General features: G+C 68.6%; 19 protein-coding genes, 1 tRNA gene and 1 rRNA gene. 12 read left to right on the top strand and 9 right to left on the bottom strand.

The genetic code is table 11. From position 1 onward, the window contains the following. The first annotated feature begins 6 nt into the window (after positions 1 to 6). Entirely contained in the window at positions 7 to 1,602 is a 1,596-nt protein-coding gene (locus tag CPZ01_RS07900; RefSeq protein ID WP_096394212.1) for a DNA-directed DNA polymerase II small subunit, read from the top strand. Between the two features lie 38 nt (positions 1,603 to 1,640). Here CPZ01_RS07900 and CPZ01_RS07895 read toward each other — a convergent pair whose 3' ends face one another. The 4 genes from CPZ01_RS07895 to CPZ01_RS07880 are packed head-to-tail and all read right to left on the bottom strand — an operon-like array spanning position 1,641 to position 4,353. Next, positions 1,641 to 2,273: an IMPACT family protein gene (locus tag CPZ01_RS07895; RefSeq protein WP_096394211.1), complete on the bottom strand. Its 633-nt coding sequence runs from the start codon at positions 2,271 to 2,273 to the stop codon at positions 1,641 to 1,643. Next, the gene (locus tag CPZ01_RS07890; RefSeq protein ID WP_096396199.1) at positions 2,270 to 2,746 is read right to left on the bottom strand and encodes a hypothetical protein; all 477 of its coding nucleotides are present in this window, start codon (positions 2,744 to 2,746) and stop codon (positions 2,270 to 2,272) included. The genes CPZ01_RS07895 and CPZ01_RS07890 overlap by 4 nt, the downstream gene beginning before the upstream one ends. Positions 2,747 to 2,760: 14 nt before the next feature. Continuing rightward, positions 2,761 to 3,366 carry a PspA-associated protein PspAB gene (pspAB, locus tag CPZ01_RS07885; protein WP_096394210.1) on the bottom strand — a complete coding sequence of 202 codons (606 nt, stop codon included), beginning with the start codon at positions 3,364 to 3,366 and terminating at the stop codon, positions 2,761 to 2,763. Positions 3,367 to 3,426: 60 nt separating this feature from the next. Then, positions 3,427 to 4,353: an MBL fold metallo-hydrolase gene (locus tag CPZ01_RS07880; RefSeq protein ID WP_096394209.1), complete on the bottom strand. Its 927-nt coding sequence runs from the start codon at positions 4,351 to 4,353 to the stop codon at positions 3,427 to 3,429. A gap of 144 nt (positions 4,354 to 4,497) precedes the next feature. Here CPZ01_RS07880 and CPZ01_RS07875 point away from each other — a divergent pair, with 144 nt between their 5' ends. Together CPZ01_RS07875 and CPZ01_RS07870 are read left to right on the top strand one after the other, a co-directional pair. Next, a complete protein-coding gene (locus CPZ01_RS07875; protein WP_096394208.1) occupies positions 4,498 to 5,442 on the top strand; it encodes an NAD(P)H-binding protein in 945 nt (314 codons plus the stop codon). After that, positions 5,439 to 6,107, top strand: a complete 669-nt coding sequence (locus CPZ01_RS07870; RefSeq protein ID WP_096396197.1) for a DUF7530 family protein — start codon at positions 5,439 to 5,441, stop codon at positions 6,105 to 6,107. The genes CPZ01_RS07875 and CPZ01_RS07870 overlap by 4 nt, the downstream gene beginning before the upstream one ends. A gap of 104 nt (positions 6,108 to 6,211) precedes the next feature. Here CPZ01_RS07870 and CPZ01_RS15430 read toward each other — a convergent pair whose 3' ends face one another. Next, the gene (locus tag CPZ01_RS15430; RefSeq protein WP_004599209.1) at positions 6,212 to 6,379 is read right to left on the bottom strand and encodes a DUF5786 family protein; all 168 of its coding nucleotides are present in this window, start codon (positions 6,377 to 6,379) and stop codon (positions 6,212 to 6,214) included. A gap of 125 nt (positions 6,380 to 6,504) precedes the next feature. Between CPZ01_RS15430 and CPZ01_RS07865 the strand changes: the two genes are divergently transcribed. Next, complete coding sequence (locus CPZ01_RS07865; protein WP_096394207.1) at positions 6,505 to 7,554, top strand: DUF5784 family protein; 1,050 nt, start codon at positions 6,505 to 6,507, stop codon at positions 7,552 to 7,554. 92 nt (positions 7,555 to 7,646) lie between these two features. Here CPZ01_RS07865 and CPZ01_RS07860 read toward each other — a convergent pair whose 3' ends face one another. Beyond that, positions 7,647 to 7,931 carry a DUF5789 family protein gene (locus tag CPZ01_RS07860; protein WP_096394206.1) on the bottom strand — a complete coding sequence of 95 codons (285 nt, stop codon included), beginning with the start codon at positions 7,929 to 7,931 and terminating at the stop codon, positions 7,647 to 7,649. A gap of 146 nt (positions 7,932 to 8,077) precedes the next feature. Between CPZ01_RS07860 and CPZ01_RS07855 the strand changes: the two genes are divergently transcribed. The 3 genes from CPZ01_RS07855 to hemB all read left to right on the top strand — a co-directional run bounded on the left by CPZ01_RS07855 (position 8,078) and on the right by hemB (position 10,251). Beyond that, positions 8,078 to 9,004, top strand: coding sequence for a PHP domain-containing protein (locus CPZ01_RS07855; protein WP_096394205.1), 927 nt, complete (start codon positions 8,078 to 8,080; stop codon positions 9,002 to 9,004). Between the two features lie 25 nt (positions 9,005 to 9,029). Further along, the gene (locus CPZ01_RS15425) at positions 9,030 to 9,194 is read left to right on the top strand and encodes a DUF6757 family protein (protein ID WP_172863944.1); all 165 of its coding nucleotides are present in this window, start codon (positions 9,030 to 9,032) and stop codon (positions 9,192 to 9,194) included. Between the two features lie 76 nt (positions 9,195 to 9,270). Beyond that, positions 9,271 to 10,251, top strand: coding sequence for a porphobilinogen synthase (gene hemB, locus CPZ01_RS07850; RefSeq protein ID WP_096394204.1), 981 nt, complete (start codon positions 9,271 to 9,273; stop codon positions 10,249 to 10,251). A 356-nt stretch (positions 10,252 to 10,607) separates the two neighbouring features. Here hemB and CPZ01_RS07845 read toward each other — a convergent pair whose 3' ends face one another. Then, the gene (locus CPZ01_RS07845; RefSeq protein ID WP_096394203.1) at positions 10,608 to 10,850 is read right to left on the bottom strand and encodes a ferredoxin; all 243 of its coding nucleotides are present in this window, start codon (positions 10,848 to 10,850) and stop codon (positions 10,608 to 10,610) included. A 501-nt stretch (positions 10,851 to 11,351) separates the two neighbouring features. On the opposite strand from CPZ01_RS07845, the gene CPZ01_RS07840 reads away from it, so the two are divergent. Together CPZ01_RS07840 and CPZ01_RS07835 are read left to right on the top strand one after the other, a co-directional pair. After that, positions 11,352 to 11,606, top strand: coding sequence for a hypothetical protein (locus CPZ01_RS07840; RefSeq protein WP_096394202.1), 255 nt, complete (start codon positions 11,352 to 11,354; stop codon positions 11,604 to 11,606). Positions 11,607 to 11,710: 104 nt separating this feature from the next. Continuing rightward, positions 11,711 to 14,431: a valine--tRNA ligase gene (locus CPZ01_RS07835; RefSeq protein WP_096394201.1), complete on the top strand. Its 2,721-nt coding sequence runs from the start codon at positions 11,711 to 11,713 to the stop codon at positions 14,429 to 14,431. Between the two features lie 27 nt (positions 14,432 to 14,458). Here the strand turns inward: CPZ01_RS07835 and CPZ01_RS07830 are convergent, their stop codons facing one another. Then, on the bottom strand, positions 14,459 to 15,514 hold the full coding sequence (locus CPZ01_RS07830) for a quinone-dependent dihydroorotate dehydrogenase (protein ID WP_096394200.1): 1,056 nt from the start codon (positions 15,512 to 15,514) through the stop codon (positions 14,459 to 14,461). A 97-nt stretch (positions 15,515 to 15,611) separates the two neighbouring features. After that, entirely contained in the window at positions 15,612 to 15,815 is a 204-nt protein-coding gene (locus tag CPZ01_RS07825; RefSeq protein WP_004599199.1) for a hypothetical protein, read from the bottom strand. Positions 15,816 to 16,151: 336 nt separating this feature from the next. On the opposite strand from CPZ01_RS07825, the gene CPZ01_RS07820 reads away from it, so the two are divergent. From CPZ01_RS07820 to CPZ01_RS07805, 3 genes are all read left to right on the top strand, one after another. Next, positions 16,152 to 16,481 carry a non-histone chromosomal MC1 family protein gene (locus tag CPZ01_RS07820; RefSeq protein WP_044965795.1) on the top strand — a complete coding sequence of 110 codons (330 nt, stop codon included), beginning with the start codon at positions 16,152 to 16,154 and terminating at the stop codon, positions 16,479 to 16,481. A 523-nt stretch (positions 16,482 to 17,004) separates the two neighbouring features. After that, positions 17,005 to 18,474: ribosomal RNA gene (locus tag CPZ01_RS07810) — 16S ribosomal RNA — on the top strand. Between the two features lie 165 nt (positions 18,475 to 18,639). After that, positions 18,640 to 18,711: transfer RNA gene (locus tag CPZ01_RS07805), tRNA-Ala, on the top strand. Positions 18,712 to 18,923: the final 212 nt, after the last annotated feature.

The raw sequence follows: 18,923 nt of genomic DNA, 5'->3' as shown, positions 1-18,923 counted from the left end.
GGTATCGTGCCGCTGGAGTCGAACGCCCGGATCGCGAAAGCCCTCGCCGAGCGCGGCTACAACGCCGAGCGCGAGGCGGTCACCCTCCTCGCGGGCGCGACCGATCCGACCGCCGCCGTCGCGGCCGCCGTCGACCGCGCCCCCGACGACGCCCTCCGGATCACCGCCGACCACGTCCGCGAGGCGATCGGCGACGCCGACAGATCGGCCGCCTCCCCGGACGAACCCGGACAATCTCCAGTCGAAACGGAGGGGTCTATAGGCTCCGAATCTGCGGCGACCGAGACCGCGTCCGGGGCCGCAACGAACGACGCCACCGACTCCACGACCGTCGACGCCGCTTCTGACCCCGAAACCGCCGCGAACGACGGTTCCGAACGGTCCCGGGACCCCGACCTGCGCGACTTAGAGGTCGGTAACGACATGACCGGCCGCAGCACCGGGACCGGCGAGTACGCCGACTTCGTCACGACGTTCCGCGACCGCTACGAACGGCTCTCGAAGATCCTCCGCGGCCGCGTCAACCACCGCCCGGCGGAGGCGATCGCGGACATGCCGGGCGGCAGCGACGCCGCGATGATCGGCCTCGTCAACGACGTCCGCTCCACGAAGTCCGGCCACTGGCTGATCGAGCTGGAGGACACGACCGGGACCTTCCCCGCCCTCGTGATGAAGGACAAGGGCCTCGCCGACGTCGTCGACGAGATCCTCTTAGACGAGTGCGTCGCGGTCGAGGGGACGCTCGCCGACGACGCCGGCATCCTCTTCGCCGACTCGCTCCACTTCCCCGACGTCCCCCGGACCCACCGCCCCGGCGGGGTCGACCGCCACGTCCAGGCCGCGCTGATCTCCGACGTCCACGTCGGCAGCGACGAGTTCATGGCCGACGCGTGGCACAGCTTCACCGACTGGCTCCACACCCCCGAGGCCGACCCCGTGGAGTACCTGCTGCTCGCGGGCGACATGGTCGAGGGCGTCGGGGTCTACCCGAACCAAGACGAGGAGCTGGACATCGTCGACATCTACGAGCAGTACGAGGTCTTCGCGGAACACCTCAAGGAGGTGCCCGCCGACACCGAGGTCGTGATGATCCCGGGCAACCACGACGCGGTCCGCCTCGCCGAGCCGCAGCCCGGGTTCGACGACGAGATCCGGGAGATTTTGGACGTCCACGACGCGCGGATCGTCTCGAACCCGGCCACCGTCTCGGTCGAGGGCGTCGAGGTGCTGATGTACCACGGCGTCTCGCTCGACGAGGTGATCGCGGAGCTGCCCGAGGAGAAGGCGAGCTACGACGAGCCGCACAAGGCGATGTACCAGCTGCTGAAGAAGCGCCACGTCGCGCCGCAGTTCGGCGGTCACACCCGCGTCGCGCCGGAGGAGCGCGACTACCTCGTGATGGAGGACGTGCCCGACGTGTTCCACACCGGCCACGTCCACAAGCTCGGGTGGGGGAAGTACCACAACGTGCTCGCGGTCAACTCCGGCTGCTGGCAGGCCCAGACCGACTTCCAGAAGTCCGTCAACATCGACCCAGACGCCGGCTACGCGCCGATCCTCGACCTCGACACCCTCGAAATGACGGTCCGGAAGTTCTCGTAGGCGGGCCGTCGAGCCGGCCGCCGTGCGGTCCGAGCGCGTCAGCGCTCGATGTCGACCCGCCCGCTCGTCGCGTCGTTGAGCCGCTCGCGGAGCTCCTCGACCTCCGCGACCGGCACCCGGAGGTCGAATCGGACCCGCTCACCGTAGTCGGCGTCGAACTCGACGCCCGTCGACTCGATGACGCCCCGGACCGTCCCCGAGTCGTCGTACTCCGTCTCGACGACGAGCGACCGGTGCGGGCGCTCCTCCACCACGCCGGCCGCGTCGACGCCCTCCTTCACCGCGCGTGAGTAGGCGCGCGCGAGCCCGCCGACCCCGAGGTTCGTCCCGCCGTAGTACCGCGTCACCACCGCGGCGACGTTCCGGACCTCGCGCTGCTGGAGGACGTTCAGCGCCGGCTTCCCCGCGGAACCGGTCGGCTCGCCGTCGTCCGACGAGTACTCCCGGAGCATCGGCTCCGAGCCCGGCGTGCGCTCGGACGGCTCGCCCGCGGGGACCCGGTACGCGGGCACGTTGTGGGTCGCGTCCGCGTACTCCTCCCCGACCGCCTCGACGAACGACTCCGCCGCCTCGACCGTGTCGACGGGCGCGACGTGCCCGAGGAACTCCGACCCCTGGACCTCGAACCGCGCGGTCGCGCGCTCTGCCACCGTTCGGTACGCGTCGGTCACGGCGACTCCTCCTCCGCCGCGTCCTCGCGTTCGACGTCCCCTCCGCCCCGCCGCCGCTCGACGACGACGCTCGTCGGCGGCGCGAGACGGTAGAGCGCGAGGTAGGCGCCGACGCCGACGACCTCGACGATCACCGCGACGACCGCCAGCGGCTCCGCGGCGAGCGCCGCGGCCGCGTCGCCCCCGTGCCACGCGAGGAACCCGCCGAGGAACGCCCCGAGCGTCCCCGCCCCGAGCGCGTACAGCCGCCGGTACTCCCCGCCCCGGAGCGTCGCGACGGCGACCGCGGCCGCGAGCGCGCTCCCGGCGAGGAAGAAGTAGGGGCGCGCGTCCGGCGGCGATCCGAGCCGCGGCCACGCCCACAGCAGGTGGACCGCCGCGGCGACGGCCGCCGTCTGGACGGCGATTCCGCGGAGCAGGCGCTTCCTCGGGGTGTTCCGCCCGGCAATACCCGCGTCCGAGCCGTCGTTCATATCGTCACCCGCGCTCACTCCCACGGGTGGTTCCCGGGCGCGTCGGGCCACAGCGGATACCAGTACGACTCGTCGTCCTCTAAGCCGAGCTCGCCGTCGAGGACCGACTGGAGCTTGAACTCGACCCGCTGGTTCCGGTCGCTCGTCCCCCGCGGCGCGAACGGGTAGTAGGCGCCGCGCCGGAACGAGTAGATCCAGTAGGCCGGACCGTCGTCGTTCTCGAAGCCGAACACGGCCGCGAGCAGCCGCGATCCGAACCCCTCCTCGATGAACTGGTCGGCCGCGAAGTGGACGCTCGTCACCAGGTCCTCGGGGTCGTCGTCCTCCAGCACGAACCACTGGTAGCCGTGGTCGTCCTCGTGGCGGTGGAAGCCGGTGCCGGTGTCGATCTCGCCGGCCTCTAAGATGGCCTCGACGGTCTCGACCGCCTCGTCGAACCGGGTGCTGTCCATCCCGGAGAAGCAGAGCGCGGCCTCCCCGCAGTGGTCGTAGCGGAGGTCCGCCTCCATCGTCATGTACGCGGTCGACATCCCGAAGAGGTCCTCGGGGTCCGCCTCGCGGGTCGCGTCGGTCTCGGCGCTCGTCCCGAGCACGGCCCGGATCGTGTCGAAGATGCCCATCTGGTCGGGCCTACGGGCGGCGGGGTTTAGGGCGTTTCTCTCGGCGGTCCGCGTCGGGGATCACGATCGTCGCTCCTCTTCGTCGTCGACGCGGTCGAGATACGTCAACACGCCGCGCGCGTTCAGGCTCGTGTTCGCCTTGGCGCGCTCGGGGTTCCAGTAGTCGATGTCGCGGCTCGCCGCCTCGAAGTGCTCGACGACCGCCTCGTCGTCGTCGAGCTCGGCGCGCTTCTCGCGGACCCGCTCGACCCACTCGACGTACGCCCGCTTCGCCTCGCCGAGCAGGTCCGCGTCGCAGTCGCGAGGCCCGAAGTGGCCGAAACAGAGCGTGTCGGGGTCGAGCTCCTCGATCAGCCGGATATCGTCGAGACACTGCTCGAAGTCGAACTGCGGCGGCGGCGTCGTCGGGGTCACCGCGTCGACTTCGGGGACGTAGATGCCGGCGGCGTCGGCGGCGAACACCACGTCCGCGTCGGGGTCGTGGTACACCGCGTGGTGGGGTGCGTGGCCGGGCGCCTCGCGGACGACGAGCTCGCGGTCGCCCAGATCGATCCGGTCGCCCTCGCTCACCCCCTCGATCCGGTCTTCGGGGACCGGCTTCGGCTCCGCGTAGTACTCCCACTGGTCCTCGACCGCCGACTTGGTGCCCGCGACGAGCGCCTCGGGATCGACGAGGTGCCGGACGCCCTTCTCGGGCACCCGAACCTCCGCGTTCGGGTAGCGCTCGGCGAGGTAGCCCGCCCCGCCGGCGTGGTCGAGGTGGGCGTGGGTCGGCAGGATCCACGCGAGCTCGTCGCGGCCGATCCCGATCTCCTCGATCGTCTCGAAGAGGGCCTCCCGGTTCGCCCCCGTTCCGGTGTCTATTACGATCGGCCGCTCGGCGTCGTACACGTAGACGGCGCCGTACTCGTCGGTGTCGAACATGCCGGTGTCGTGGACGTACAGGTCCTCGACGCCGCGGACCGGTTCGAACTCGCCAGCGCGCATACCGGAGGAGGGACCCGGGGGCACTTCTAGCGATCGGTCCCGACATCGCCCGCGACGCGTCCGGGGTCCCGCTCCCGGGCCTCCGCCCGCCGTCCGCCCGCCGAACGGGACGGGGCTTATGGTCGCCCCGCCCGAGAGGACGGTATGCGAGTGCTCGTCACCGGCGCGACCGGGTTCGTCGGGAGCCGGCTCGTCCCGACGCTCCGCGCGCGCGGCCACGACGTGGTCGCGCTCGTTCGCGACGCCGACGGCTACGACGCGCCCGAGGGCGTCTCGGTCGTCGAGGGCGACCTCCTGGAACCGGAGACGCTCCCGCCCGCCTTCGAACTCGACGGCGAGACGGTCGACGCCGCGTACTACCTCGTCCACTCGATGGACGGCGGCCCGGGGTACGAGGAGCGCGACCGGAACTGCGCGTCCAACTTCGCCGCGGCCGCGTCCGACGCGGGGATCGACCGGATCGTCTACCTCGGCGGGCTCGGCGAGGACCGCGAGGAGCTCTCCGAACACCTCCGGTCGCGCCGCGAGGTGGAGCGGATCCTCGCCGAGGGCGACCCGGCGCTCACGACGCTCCGGGCCGCGATCATCATCGGCGCGGGCAGCGCCAGCTTCGAGGTGATCGCCGGGCTCGCGCGGCGGCTCCCGGTGATGGTCACGCCGAAGTGGGTCGACACGCTGTGTCAGCCGATCGCGATCGCCGACGTGGTCGCGTACCTCGCCGGCGTGCTCGACGTCCCCGAGACCGCGGCCGAGACCTTCGAGATCGGCGGGCCGGAGGTGTTGACCTACGGGGAGATCCTGCGGCGGACCAGGCGCCAGCTCGGGGGCGGGCTCCGGATCGTCAGGGTGCCGGTGTTGAGCCCGGAGCTGTCGGCCCGGTGGCTCCGGCTCGTCACGGACGTGAACCCGTACCTCGCGCGGTCGCTGGTCGAGGGACTGCGGAACACCGTGATCGTCGAGGACGACCGCATCTGCGACCTCGTCCCGGTCGAGCGAACGCCGTTCGAGCTCGCGGTCGCGCGCGCCCTGACCGACTCGTCGAACGCGCAGCGCCCGTGGCTGACGACGCTCCGGGGGCTCCGGTCGTGAGCCGCGAGTACGGCGAGACGTGGGTGTACGAGAGCCTCGTCGGCGGGATCCCCGGGTTAGGGATCTCGCGGACGCTGGCGGTCGCGCTCCAGTTCGCGATCTTCGAGGTCGGCGTGGTCGCGCTCGGCTGGTACCACGGGGTCTGGAACGCCGTGGCCGCCGGGACGGTCGCGGTCGCTGTCGCGGCGGTCGGCAGCGTCGAAATGCACCGGTTGGGCGCGAAGAACCGGCTGCTCGGGACCCCGCCGGAGCACAAGCGGCTGCTGTTCGGGTCGAGCATCGAGATCGTGTTGGGCGTGTTAGCGTTCATCGCCCTCGTGACGTACCTGTTCGCGTGGGAGAACACCCTCCTCGACCGGCTCTTCGGTTCGCAGCCGCCGATCCCCGTCGTCTACCTCACGCTGCTCGTCCTCTGGGACCTCACCTACCGCATCGGCACCTCTTGGTGGAGCGCCGTCGTCGCGCTGTGGCGCGCGGTCCACGTCGACCTCTCGCCCGACGAGCGGGCGACCGTCCGGCGGCTCGACGCCGAGAACATCGGCTTCTCCGCGGTCCAACTGGCGCTCGTGCCGTTCCTGCTCACGGAACCCGTGCTGCTCGGCGCGGTGGTCGGTCACGTCCTCGCGGTCGCGATCGTCTGTTCGCTGGCGATCCTACTCACCTGAGTTCTCGGTTCCGTTCGGACCGTCGCTCTCCGCTGTCGCGACCGTTACCCGTCGCTACCGGTGTCGAGAACGGAATTAGAAGCCGCGGCGTCGCCGCGGCCGCGTCACTTGCCCTGAAGCTCTTCGAACTTGTCGAGGAGTGCCTCCGTGGAGTCGCCCGAGTCGTAGGTCAGCGATCCGGAGTACTCGGGGCGCTCCGCGTCGAAGTCGGCGTCGACTTCGCTGGTCTTCTTCTCCCGACGCTCGTGTTCGGCCTCGTCATAGGCACCCATTGACATGGTACACCAACACTTGGCCGTTTCCTGTTATATACCTGTCGGCAAAGGTATCATAAACCGTGAACGATCGGGTCGGTCCACCGGAATCGATTAACCCCGCGGCGTGATACCGAACGCCCGTGGCACAACCGCTCCGCTTCAGGCGCTCGCCCGGTCGGTGGACCGCCGACCGCGTCCGGTCGCAGATCGGTCGCCCCCTCGACGAGAACCTCGGAGCGACGGCCGGCGACCCGTGGTTCGCGCCGCCGCCGGCGTACGAGGCGCGCCGGTTCGACATGGACGACGGTTCGTTCGCGCTGTTCTGCTGGACCGACGACGACGCGGACCCCCCGCCGGGCGCCGGCGGCGGCCCCGCCGGGTACTGGCTGGGCAACACGGAGACGCCGAGCGAGCTCTGGCGGACGGACAAGTACGGGTTCGACGAGGCGCCGTACCCGGTCTCGCGGTGGGCGCAGCGCGAGCTGCTCGCCGGGCTCCACGACGACGAGCCGTGGCTGGCCGACTACCCGCACGTCTCGTGGTACTTCCTGCCGGTGTTCTGCTCGAAGGACGGCGCGGCGACGAGCCGGGCGTTCTTCCGCGACCACGCGGCCGGGTTCCCGGACGCGACCCGCGAGGCGGGCACCGGCTTCGTCGAGGAGACGCTCCGGCCGGGCACGCTCGACGACTACCGCGAGGTCATGGCAGGGAAGCTCGGCACCTCCGCCTCGCGGGACCTCGTCCGCATGAGCGCGGCGATAGCCGAGTTCACCGCGGCCCGGATCCTCACGGACGCGGGGTACGAGGTCACCCCGGAGATCGAGGTGACGACGGGCCACTCGCTCGACTTCCGCGCGACGGACCCGGAGACTGGCGCCGGACACCTCGTTGAGGTGACGCGCCCGCAGCCGACCGCCGGGCGCTCCGCGAACGACCCCGTCGCGGCCGTCCGCGACACCGCCGAGACGAAGACGAGCGGCCAGCTCGCGGCCCACGCCGGCGGCGTCACGCTGTTCGTCGACTGCTCGTCGTTCCCCGCCGACGAGTGGGCCGCCGTGCGCGAGGCCGAACCCGCGGTCCGTCACAAGCCCGCGGTCGTGTACCGCGCCGAGCCCGACGGCTCGATCGAGGGGTATCGGAAGGGTTCGGTCCCGCTCGACCTCTCCGGAGTCGTCGACGGCGTGTCGTAGCCGCGTCGCTCGCACGGGAGTCCGTCCGCGCGGCGCCGCCGCTCCGCGGTCGGAGTTCGAAGAAGGGTATGGACCTCGGTCGGTTCGGCGCGTCAGAAGGAGACCGGCGAGGGCCCCTCCTCCGCGTCGGTGGTCGGGTCGCGGTCCGAGTAGAACCGGCGACCGACGCCGCGGTGGCAGACGCCGGCGCGGAGCGTGGTGAACACGTCCTCCGCGTCCTCGAACGTCTGGTCGCCGAACCGCTCTAAGACGTCGCCGAGCCGCTCGGACCCGTTCGCGAGCTCTACCGTCGCGTTGCCGTGAGCCGCGATGAGCTCCTCAGAGGTGGTCGGGTACTGGTGCCGTTCGAGTCGGTCGTCGACGCCGTTCAAGCGCATCAACGGATAGAAACTGCCGATAGTTCTTAATGATTGTCCATGTACGACCTTAGTCGGAGGGGATACCTTATATCTCCTTATATTCGTCTTCCCCCGCCGCGTCTCGGACCGCCGCCGCTTAGTGTCGGGCGCGGCTATTCGCCACTATGCCCGCTGAATCCGCCGATTCCGCCGAATCTTCTGACTCCCCCGCCCCCGACGATCCCCGCGACTCCAGCGATCCCGTCGTCGCCGACCTCCACGCGCACACGACCGTCTCCGACGGGACCCTGAGGCTCGACGAGGTGCCCGCGGCCGCCCGCGACGCGGGCGTCGACTGGGTGGCCGTCACCGACCACGACCGGATCCACCCCGGCCTCGACGCGCCGGTCGTCGAGCGCGACGGCGTTCGGGTCGTCCGCGGGATCGAACTCCGCGTCGACGCCGGCTTCGAACGGCTCGACCTCCTCGGCTACGGCGTCGAGCACACCGCCGCGCTCGACGCGGAGATCGACCGGCTCCAGCGCGACCGCCGCGAGCGCGGCGCCGCCATCCTCGACGCGGTCGAGGAGCGGCTCGGGGTCGACCTCGACCTCGAACCTCGCGCCGGGCTCGGGCGGCCGCACATCGCGCGGGCGATCGACGAGTCGGACGCTCCCTACGACTACGCCGGGGCGTTCGACGAGCTGATCGGAAACGACGGCCCCTGCTACGTCGCGCGCGACGTGACGCCGCTCGACGAGGGGCTCGACCTGCTCGCCGACGCCTGCGCGCTCGTCGGGCTCGCGCATCCGTTCCGGTACGAGCGCGTGGACGAGGCGCTCGACGTCGCCCGCGACCGCGACGCGATCGGGGCGATCGAACGCTTCTACCCGTACGGCCGCGCCGTCGACGACGACCGGATCGACCGCCTCGCCGCCGAGAGCGACCTGCTCAGGACCGGCGGGACGGACGCGCACGAGCGGACGCTCGGCGTCGCCGGCCTGACGGAATCGGCGTTCGAGCCGGTCCGCGAGCGGCTGCCCGCGCCGGTCTCGATCGACGAGTTCGCGGCCGGGGACGCCCCCGGTGCGGCGCCCGACGAACAGGATTAAGCACACGCCGGACGGAGTGGCGCGTATGCGGTGTCACTACTGCGACCGGGAGGCCACGTACGAGGCGGAGCAGGGCGGCGTGGTCGTCGGCCTCTGCGAGTCCCACTTCAAACAGCGCGTCGAGGAGCTCGCCGAGTCGGACGAGCTCGCGGCGCTCCGCGACCGGATCGACATCGAGTCCTCGGAGTAGCCGCGGCGTCCCTTATCGGCGGGAGAGCCGCGACCGAGACGAACGGTAAAAGGCCGCGCGGGGCCAACCCGTCGGCATGGACCTCACGGACCGGCCCCGCCGCCTCCGGACCGACGGCGTTCGCCCGCTCGTCGCCGAGACCGACCTCTCGGCGTCCGACCTCGTCGCGCCCGTCTTCGTCGACGCGACGACCAACGAGCGCGTGCCGATCGAGACGATGCCCGGCCACGAGCGCGTCCCGGTCGACGAGGCGGTCGACCGCGTCGCGGAGATCCGCGAGACCGGCGTCGAGGCCGTCATCCTCTTCGGCGTCCCCGAGTCGAAGGACGCGTCCGGGAGCCGGGCGTACGCCGACGACGGCGTCGTCCAGCGCGCGATCCGGCGCATCGACGCCGAGACGGACGCGACGGTGATCGGCGACGTCTGCCTCTGCGAGTACACCGACCACGGCCACTGCGGCGTGATCGAGGAGTCCGCCGAGTCGGACCCGACGCTCACCGTGAAGAACGACGAGACGCTCGACCTGCTCGCGCGCACCGCGGTCTCGCAGGCCGACGCGGGCGCCGACGTGGTCGCCCCCTCCGCGATGACCGACGGACAGGTGGGCGCGATCCGCGAGGCGCTCGACGACGCGGGCCACGAGGAGGTCGCCATCCTGAGCTACGCCGCGAAGTACGAGTCCGCCTTCTACGGCCCGTTCCGCGACGCGGCCGACGGCGCGCCCGCGTTCGGCGACCGCCGGCACTACCAGATGGACCCCGCGAACCGCCGCGAGGCGCTCCGGGAGGCGCGGCTCGACGCCGAGCAGGGCGCAGACGTGCTGATGGTGAAGCCCGGGCTGCCGTACCTCGACGTCGTCGGCGACCTGCGACGGGAGTTCGACCGTCCCATCGCCGCGTACAACGTCTCCGGCGAGTACGCGATGCTCCACGCCGCCGCGGAGAAGGGGTGGCTCGACCTGGAGGCGACCGCGCTGGAGTCGCTCACCGCGCTCAAGCGCGCGGGCGCGGACCTCATCGTCACGTACTTCGCCGAGGACGTGGCCGATCATTTATAAGTAGAACTGGACCGGAACCGACGTGCTTGGTGAATTATCCTGCACGGCGCGCGCCTGCGAGCGGCCGGAGCGAAGCGGAGGCCGCGAAGCAGCGCGTGCGAGGGAGTCAGTCGCCCGAAGCGAAGCGAGGGCGACTGACGAGGCTGGGGAGGCGTGAGGTGCGGTGTGGGGCGGGACTCAAAGGGGCAGCCGTGAGGGCGAAGCCCGACGACGCAAGCACCGCAGTGAAGGAGCGTTAGCGACTGAACGAGGCGCGCAGCGAGGCGCGCGAGCCCTCACGGCTGGGGCTTTGATGGCGTTCTCGTTCGGCCCGCAGACGGCTATTTATAAACGGAACCCCAATCGTCACGATCCGTCTACACCACCTGTTCGCCGTCGTCGTCGTACACTTCGATGGCGTCGACCGGGCAGACGCGCGCCGCGAACTTCGCGTCGAACTCCTCGCCGTCGGGCACCTCGACGACGAACAGGTCGTCTTCTTCCTCCTCGCTCCCTTTTAAATCGGCCTTCCCGTCGTTCAGGTTCTTCTCGAAGGCGTCCCACTCGGCGACGCACTGGTACATCCCGACGCAGGTGTCGCGGTCGAACTCGACGTACATGACCACCGGTTCGGCGAGCCGATACAAAGCCGTGGCGACGAGAGGTGTGAGAGTCTGGTCGATTTAGACTCGCCGACAGACCACCGGAGAACCGCCCCAAAGCCCCGGCCGGGAGGCGGGCACACGCTCGCTGCGCTCCTCAGTCGCTCGCGCTGCTCGCTCCCTGCGGTGCTTGCGTCGTCATCAGAACGCAAAGCGTTCTGATTGGCTCACGAGAGCTTTGCTCTCGTGAACGCCTGTGCCCGCCTCCCGACCGCCCCTTTGAGTCCCGCCCCACACCGCACCTCACGCCTCCCCAGCCTCGCGGCTCGCTCGGGGCTCCCTCCGGTCGCCCCTCACTCACCGCGTCCCTCGCGCGTGCGACTCACGGCCTCCGCTTCGCTCCGGCCGCTCGCAGGCACGCGCCACCGCATTCGGTTTGTCAGTCAATCGCGAGACGTACTACCGGTCTCGCACGCGTCGACCGCCCTTTTTAAATCTCGCAGGGACCGATCCTCGCCCATGCCCACCGTCTGGCTCGTCGACCGGCAGTTCGACTCGAAGGGGCTCGTGCGGCTCACCTACGCCACGGAGGACGGCGAGCGGATGCACACGAAGGAGCTGGCCGAGCAGCGGCTCGTCACGGGCGACGGGATCACCGCGGGCCGCGAGGTCGACGAGAGCGCGCTGGGCGAGAGCCCGGCGGACGAGGTCGAGCGGTTCGCGTCCGAGGCGTCGAAGATGGCGGCCGAACACGACCTCGACGACACGGTCTGACCGCGCGGCTGCGCTCATTCGCGCACGCCTCCGCGCTCGACCGCGCAAAGCCGCCCCACACAACCGAGTCCGTTAAGGGGGAACCGGCGGAACGTGTGACCGAAATGCCCAGTGGTGAGTACGACCCCGACGCCGTCGAGCCGCGCTGGCAGCGGCGCTGGGTCGACGAGGAGACGTACGCCTACTCCGCCGACGACCCGGTCGATCCGAACACCGTCTTCTCCATCGACACGCCCCCGCCGACGGTATCGGGGAGCCTCCACATGGGCCACCTGTACGGGTTCACCCTCCAGGACTTCGTCGCGCGCTTCGAGCGCATGAACGGCGGGGAGACGTTCTTCCCGTTCGGCTACGACGACAACGGCATCGCCTCCGAGCGCCTGACGGAGGACGAGCTCGGGGTCCGCCATCAGGAATTCGAGCGGCGCGAGTTCCAACGGAAGTGCCGGGAGGTGTGCGCGAACTACGAGGAGCAGTTCACCGAGAACGTCCAGTCGCTCGGGGTGTCCGTCGACTGGGACCACACCTACCAGACGATCGAGCCGCGCGTCCAGCGCGTCTCCCAGCTCTCCTTCGTCGACCTCTACGACCAGGGCCGCGAGTACCGCGAGAAGGCGCCCGCGATCTGGTGCCCCGAGTGCGAGACCGCCATCTCGCAGGTCGAGACCGAGGACGACGAGCAGGGCAGCCACTTCAACGACATCGCCTTCACCGTCGCCGGGAGCGGCGACGACGGCGACGGCGACGACCCCGAGGAGTTCGTCATCTCGACGACGCGCCCGGAACTTCTCCCGGCCTGCGTCGCCGTCTTCGTCCACCCGGACGACGACGAGAACCAGGACCTCGTCGGGGAGTCCGCCGAGGTCCCGCTGTTCGGCCACGAGGTGCCCATCATCGCGGACGAGCGCGTCGACAGGGAGACGGGCTCGGGCATCGTGATGTGCTGTACGTTCGGCGACAAAAACGACATCGAGTGGTACCAGGTCCACGACCTCGACCTCCGGGTCGCCATCGACGAGTCCGGCCACATGACCGACGTCGCCGAGGGGTACGAGGGGCTCCACGCCGACGAGGCCGGCGAGGCCATCGTCGAGGACCTCGACGAGGCGGGCGCGCTCTTAGACCGCCGCGACATCACCCACACCGTCAACGTCCACGAGCGCTGCGGGACGAGCGTCGAGTTCCTCGTCACCGAGCAGTGGTACGTCGAGATGCTCGACAAGACGGACGAGTACCTCGAGATCGGCCGGAAGATGGAGTGGTCCCCCGAGAAGATGTTCACCCGGTACGAGCACTGGGTCGAGGGGCTCCAGTGGGACTGGCTCATCTCCCGCCAGCGCTCCTCGGGCATCCCGTTCCCTGTGTGGTACTGCGACGACTGCGGCGAGGAGGTCATCGCCGAGAAGGCCGACCTGCCCGTCGACCCGCTCTCGGACGACCCGCCGGTCGACGCGTGTCCCGAGTGCGGGCACGACGGGTTCGAGCCCGAGGACGACGTGCTCGACACGTGGGCCACCTCCAGCCTCACCCCGCTGATCAACGCCGGCTGGGACTGGGACGAGGAGGCCGAGGAGTTCACGATGGAGCGCCCGGAGCTGTACCGGTTCGACCTCCGACCGCAGGGCCACGACATCATCAGCTTCTGGCTGTTCCACACCCTCGTCAAGTGTTACGAGCACACCGGGGAGGTCCCGTTCGAGGAGACGATGATCAACGGGCACGTCCTCGACGAGAACCGCGAGAAGATGTCGAAGTCCGTCGGCAACGTCGTCGAGCCGGAGGAAGTCCTCGAGGAGTTCCCGGTCGACGCCACGCGCTACTGGGCGGCCGGCACCGCCGTCGGCGACGACTTCCCGTTCAAGGAGAAGGACCTCCGCGCGGGCGAGAAGCTGATCCGGAAGCTGTGGAACGCCTCGAAGCTCGTCGAGTCGCTCGCGCCGGAACCGTTCCCGGCCGAGCCCGAGGGGGGACTCCGCGAGCTCGACCGGTGGCTGCTCGCCGAGCTCGACGCCGAGGTCGAGCGGCTCACAGAGCTGCTCGACGACCGCGCGTTCTCGAAGGCGCGCGACGAGCTCCGGAGCTTCTTCTGGAACACGTTCTGCGACGACTACCTCGAGATCGCCAAACAGCGCGAGGACGACCCGGCCGCGTACACGCTCCGGACCGCGCACCGCCGGTTCCTGAAGCTGTTCGCGCCCCTCCTCGCGCACGTCACCGAGGAGCTGTGGCACGACATGTACGCGGACGCCGTCGCGGACGTGGCCGCCGCGGGTTCCGATGCGACCGCCGCGGACGCCGACGCGACCGCCGGGACCGCCCTCGCAGACGGCGCGGGCGACTCGATCCACCTCGCGGACTGGCCCGAGCCGCTGGGCGTCGAGGCCGACCGCGACGCCGGGACCGCCGCCACGGCCGTCGTCGGCGCCCTCCGGAAGTACAAGAGCGAGAACCAGCTCCCGCTCACCGCCGCGCTCGACGCGGTGGAGGTGTACGCCGACGTGCGCGGGTTCGAGGACGACATCACCGGCGTGATGCACGTCGACGACCTCGCGGTCCACCCCGACGGCGACGCGCCCGTCGAGACGGTGGTCACGGGGATCGACCTCGACTACGCCACGGTCGGCCCGAAGTACGGCGACCAGGTCGGCGACATCGAGGCCGCCCTCGCGCAGGGGGAGTACGAGATCGACGGCGACGAGCTTCACGTCGCGGGCGTCACGCTCGTCGGCGACGAGTTCGCGGTCGAGGAGGAGCGGCAGTATCGGGGCGAGGGCGAGCTGCTTCAGGCGGACGACGTCGTCGTCATCGTCCGAAACGACGCGTAGACTCCGATTTTCCGCTTTCTGACTCGGTCACAGGTCCGCGCCGACGGCCTCGTCGACCGAGTCGAAGCCGTCCCGTTCGAGCAGTTCGAGGAGCCCCTCGTTGATGTCGCGCGCGAGTCCCGGCCCCTCGTAGACGAGCCCCGTGTACAGCTGGACGAGCGAGGCGCCCGCCCGTATCTTCTCGTAGGCGCCCGCCGCGTCGGTGACCCCGCCCACGCCGATCACCGGCACGTCCGTTCGCGCCGCGACGAACCGGACTCGCTCCGTGGCGAGCGACTCGATCGGCTTCCCCGAGAGGCCGCCGCGCTCGGCCCGGCTGTGGCTCCGCAGCGAGTCCGGTCGGGAGGTCGTCGTGTTGGTCGCGATGACCCCGTCGAGGTCGAGGTCGTCGACGACGCCGAGCGCGTCCTCGACCGCCGGCTCCGGGAGGTCCGGCGAGAGCTTCACGAGCAGCGGATCCGCGCCGGCGTCGGCGAGCGTCCCGAGGATGCGCTCTAAGGCCTCGCGGTTCTGGAGCTCGCGGAGGCCCGGGGTGTTCGGGCTGGAGACGTTGACGACGAAGTAGTCGCCCGCGTCCGCGACGCGCTCGTACGTGTACAGGTAGTCGTCGGGGGCCTCGGCCAGCGGCGTCGACTTCGACTTCCCGATGTTGATCCCCACCGGCACCTCGGGGAGTGGGTCGCGGTCGAGCCGTTCGCCCACCCGGTCGGCGCCCTCGTTGTTGAACCCCATCCGGTTGACGAGCGCCTTGTCCTCCTTCAGTCGGAACAGTCGCGGACGCGGGTTTCCGGGCTGTCGCTCGGCGGTGACGCCGCCCACTTCGACGTGCCCGAACCCGAGCGACGCCAGCGCCCGCGGCACGTGCGCGTTCTTGTCGAACCCGGCCGCGACGCCCACGGGGTTCGGGAACGCCGACTCGAACGCCTCGACCGCGAGCCGCTCGTCGTCGACCGCGTACCGCTCGGCGAGCGCGTCAGCGACGGGCGTCCCCTGGACGCCGCCGAGCAGTCGGTGGATCAGTCGGTGCGCGGTCTCCGGCGGCAGCCGGAACAGTGCTGGTTTCAACAGGTCGTACGCGCCCATCGTGTGGGACTCGTCACGAGCGACAATCAATCCGCCGACCGCGGCCCGCGCGGCGGTCGCTCGGCGTCGAAAATACGTGGGACTCCCGCGGTCCGCGTCAGAAGTCGTGTTCGAGCTGCTCCGGGTTGGCGTCCGCCTTCTGGATGATTATCTTCCCGTCTCGGACTCGAACGAACACCTCGTCGCCGATCTCCATGCCGGCGACGGCGAGTTCGTCTTCGTGGAGGTTCACGTGGACGTTGTGGTACTCCCCGTCGTCGTCCTTGGCGCCACTGGGGCTGAGCTTCTTTTTGCGGACCATCGCGGGTGTGCTTGTCGCCCTTCGCCATAGCAGACACATAAGTGTTGTTTACGCGTACTCGGGCTCCGGCTGATCGCGCGTGCGTACGAAAACCGAGAATACGAGTCCGATCCGCCGGTGGCTCGGGGGTCGGAATCGACACGCGAACTTCGAATCGACGTGTCGCGCGCGCTGAACGCTCCGCGAATCGCCGCAGATCGACCGTTTTGCTCCCGCTTTGATGGCCTAAATCGCCAGCCGCTACCGAGGTGATATATAAAAGTTGTGGCGCACAGCTTTCATTTCCCCGATATATTTATTACACACTGTGTGCTGGAGTCACACGGAGGCAAAACCATGGTACGTGAAGACGGTAAGCGAAACTTTGCCCTGCGAGAGGAAGACGGATCGGAACCGAGCGAGTTCTCGGGAAACATGCCGCGTCAGGCGGCGCTCAAAGCGGCTCGAACCCTCGAGCCGGCACCCTCCGAGGAGGAGGCGGAGCGAACGACGCTCCGTCTTCGGGAGAAGGGGACCCAGAAGGTCCACGAGTACGAGGGGTGGGCCTGGAAGGACGGCGCTCCTGAGGTCGACGACGCGGACGACGACTTCTGGCTCAACGACCTCGACGACATCACCAAGGCGAACGTCTCGAAGCAGGGCATCGAGTATCTCGACGACGAGTAGTCCTCGGGCGCCCCGGTCCCGATCTCTTGTTTTCGCTGTCGACCGACCGGAACGTCACGGAGTTGATCACCCTGTCCCGACAGAGATACCATCCCGGGTAGGCTCGTCTCCGGTTCGACTCGATCCGGTCAGTTGTCCCGTTTCTCCCGGCATGAAATCGCATGACGTGGCGCCGGTAGTTCGACGGGGTTAAGTACAACCCGGGCATTCGAAGAAATGCGAAGAACGCATCGCGGACTCGGGCCGTTCAACCCGGCCCGGTTTCGCTGGACCCGTACCGTTCCGATGGGTTTATGACCCGTCGCCCGGTACGTTCAGGTCCGCGAAGGATGAGGATCACGCCCCCTGCGCTCCGGCGTAAGCGGTGATCTGATGTGAGCCGTGGTCGTTCGGTGTCATCCAAGCCGTTGGGTGGCCCGGACACCACACAGACCAATGCAATGGTGTGTCAACCCTCGTCTTCGACGAGATTGACACCCGCCAACACCCCCTTCGAGCCGGGAATCAGGCTCGAAGGAATTACATTCCGGTTGATCCTGCCGGAGGCCATTGCTATTGGGATCCGATTTAGCCATGCTAGTCGCACGAGTTCAGACTCGTGGCGAATAGCTCAGTAACACGTGGCCAAACTACCCTTCGGAACACGATACCCTCGGGAAACTGAGGCTAATAGTGTATCTCATACCACCACTGGAATGAGTGGTATGTCAAACGCTCCGGCGCCGAAGGATGTGGCTGCGGCCGATTAGGTAGACGGTGGGGTAACGGCCCACCGTGCCAATAATCGGTACGGGTCATGAGAGTGAGAACCCGGAGACGGAATCTGAGACAAGATTCCGGGCCCTACGGGGCGCAGCAGGCGCGAAACCTTTACACTGCACGACAGTGCGATAGGGGGATCCCAAGTGCACAGGCATAGCGCCTGTGCTTTTCGGTACCGTAAGGTGGTACCAGAATAAGGGCTGGGCAAGACCGGTGCCAGCCGCCGCGGTAATACCGGCAGCCCAAGTGATGGCCGATCTTATTGGGCCTAAAGCGTCCGTAGCTGGCCGCGCAAGTCCATCGGGAAATCCACCTGCTCAACAGGTGGGCGCCCGGTAGAAACTGCGTGGCTTGGGACCGGAAGGCGCGACGGGTACGTCCGGGGTAGGAGTGAAATCCCGTAATCCTGGACGGACCGCCGATGGCGAAAGCACGTCGCGAGAACGGATCCGACAGTGAGGGACGAAAGCCAGGGTCTCGAACCGGATTAGATACCCGGGTAGTCCTGGCCGTAAACAATGTCTGCTAGGTGTGGCTCCCACTACGAGTGGGTGCTGTGCCGTAGGGAAGCCGCTAAGCAGACCGCCTGGGAAGTACGTCCGCAAGGATGAAACTTAAAGGAATTGGCGGGGGAGCACTACAACCGGAGGAGCCTGCGGTTTAATTGGACTCAACGCCGGACATCTCACCAGCATCGACTGTGGTAATGACGATCAGGTTGATGACCTTATCCGAGCCTCAGAGAGGAGGTGCATGGCCGCCGTCAGCTCGTACCGTGAGGCGTCCTGTTAAGTCAGGCAACGAGCGAGACCCGCACCCTTACTTGCCAGCAGTACCGCGAGGTAGCTGGGGACAGTAGGGGGACCGCCGTGGCTAACACGGAGGAAGGAACGGGCAACGGTAGGTCAGTATGCCCCGAATGTGCTGGGCAACACGCGGGCTACAATGGTCGAGACAAAGGGTTCCAACTCCGAAAGGAGACGGTAATCTCAGAAACTCGATCGTAGTTCGGATTGTGGGCTGCAACTCGCCCACATGAAGCTGGATTCGGTAGTAATCGCGTGTCACAAGCGCGCGGTGAATACGTCCCTGCTCCTTGCACACACCGCCCGTCAAAGCACCCGAGTGAGGTCCGGATGAGGCGTTCCACGAACGTCGAATCTGGGCTTCGCAAGGGGGCTTAAGTCGTAACAAGGTAGCCGTAGGGGAATCTGCGGCTGGATCACCTCCACCGACCCGAGACTCGCCCCCTGGGCGAGCTCACCTTACGACCGTCACCACGACGGTCACTACTCATTCGCATTGGACTGTGTCCCGTCCGCCCACCCACCGGCTTGGACACTTTAGAACGACCACGGCTCACACAACACGCGAGAACCTTCCCGAGAGGGAAGGTGGGCTCATAGCTCAGCGGTAGAGTGCCTCCCTTGCAAGGAGGATGCCCTGGGTTCGAATCCCAGTGAGTCCATGTCCGTCCGAAGCGAATCCGTCCCCTTAAGTGGGAGACGCGACTCGGTTCGGACACGACGACCGATGCACCATCCCGGGAAACCGCGGATGGGAAGGGTTCGACGAACGCCCCGTCACACCCGGGGCGATTCAATGACAACCGTGTATACGTGCGATCCAGACGTCCACTGAACTCATCCGAGTTCGTGGAACGTCAGTGAACCATATACA

The sequence above is a fragment of the Halorubrum trapanicum genome (genome assembly GCF_002355655.1).
Taxonomy (GTDB): Archaea; Halobacteriota; Halobacteria; order Halobacteriales; family Haloferacaceae; genus Halorubrum; species Halorubrum trapanicum_A.
Note: the sequence above shows the minus strand (reverse complement) of the source record. Positions and strands in the feature narration are given on the sequence as shown.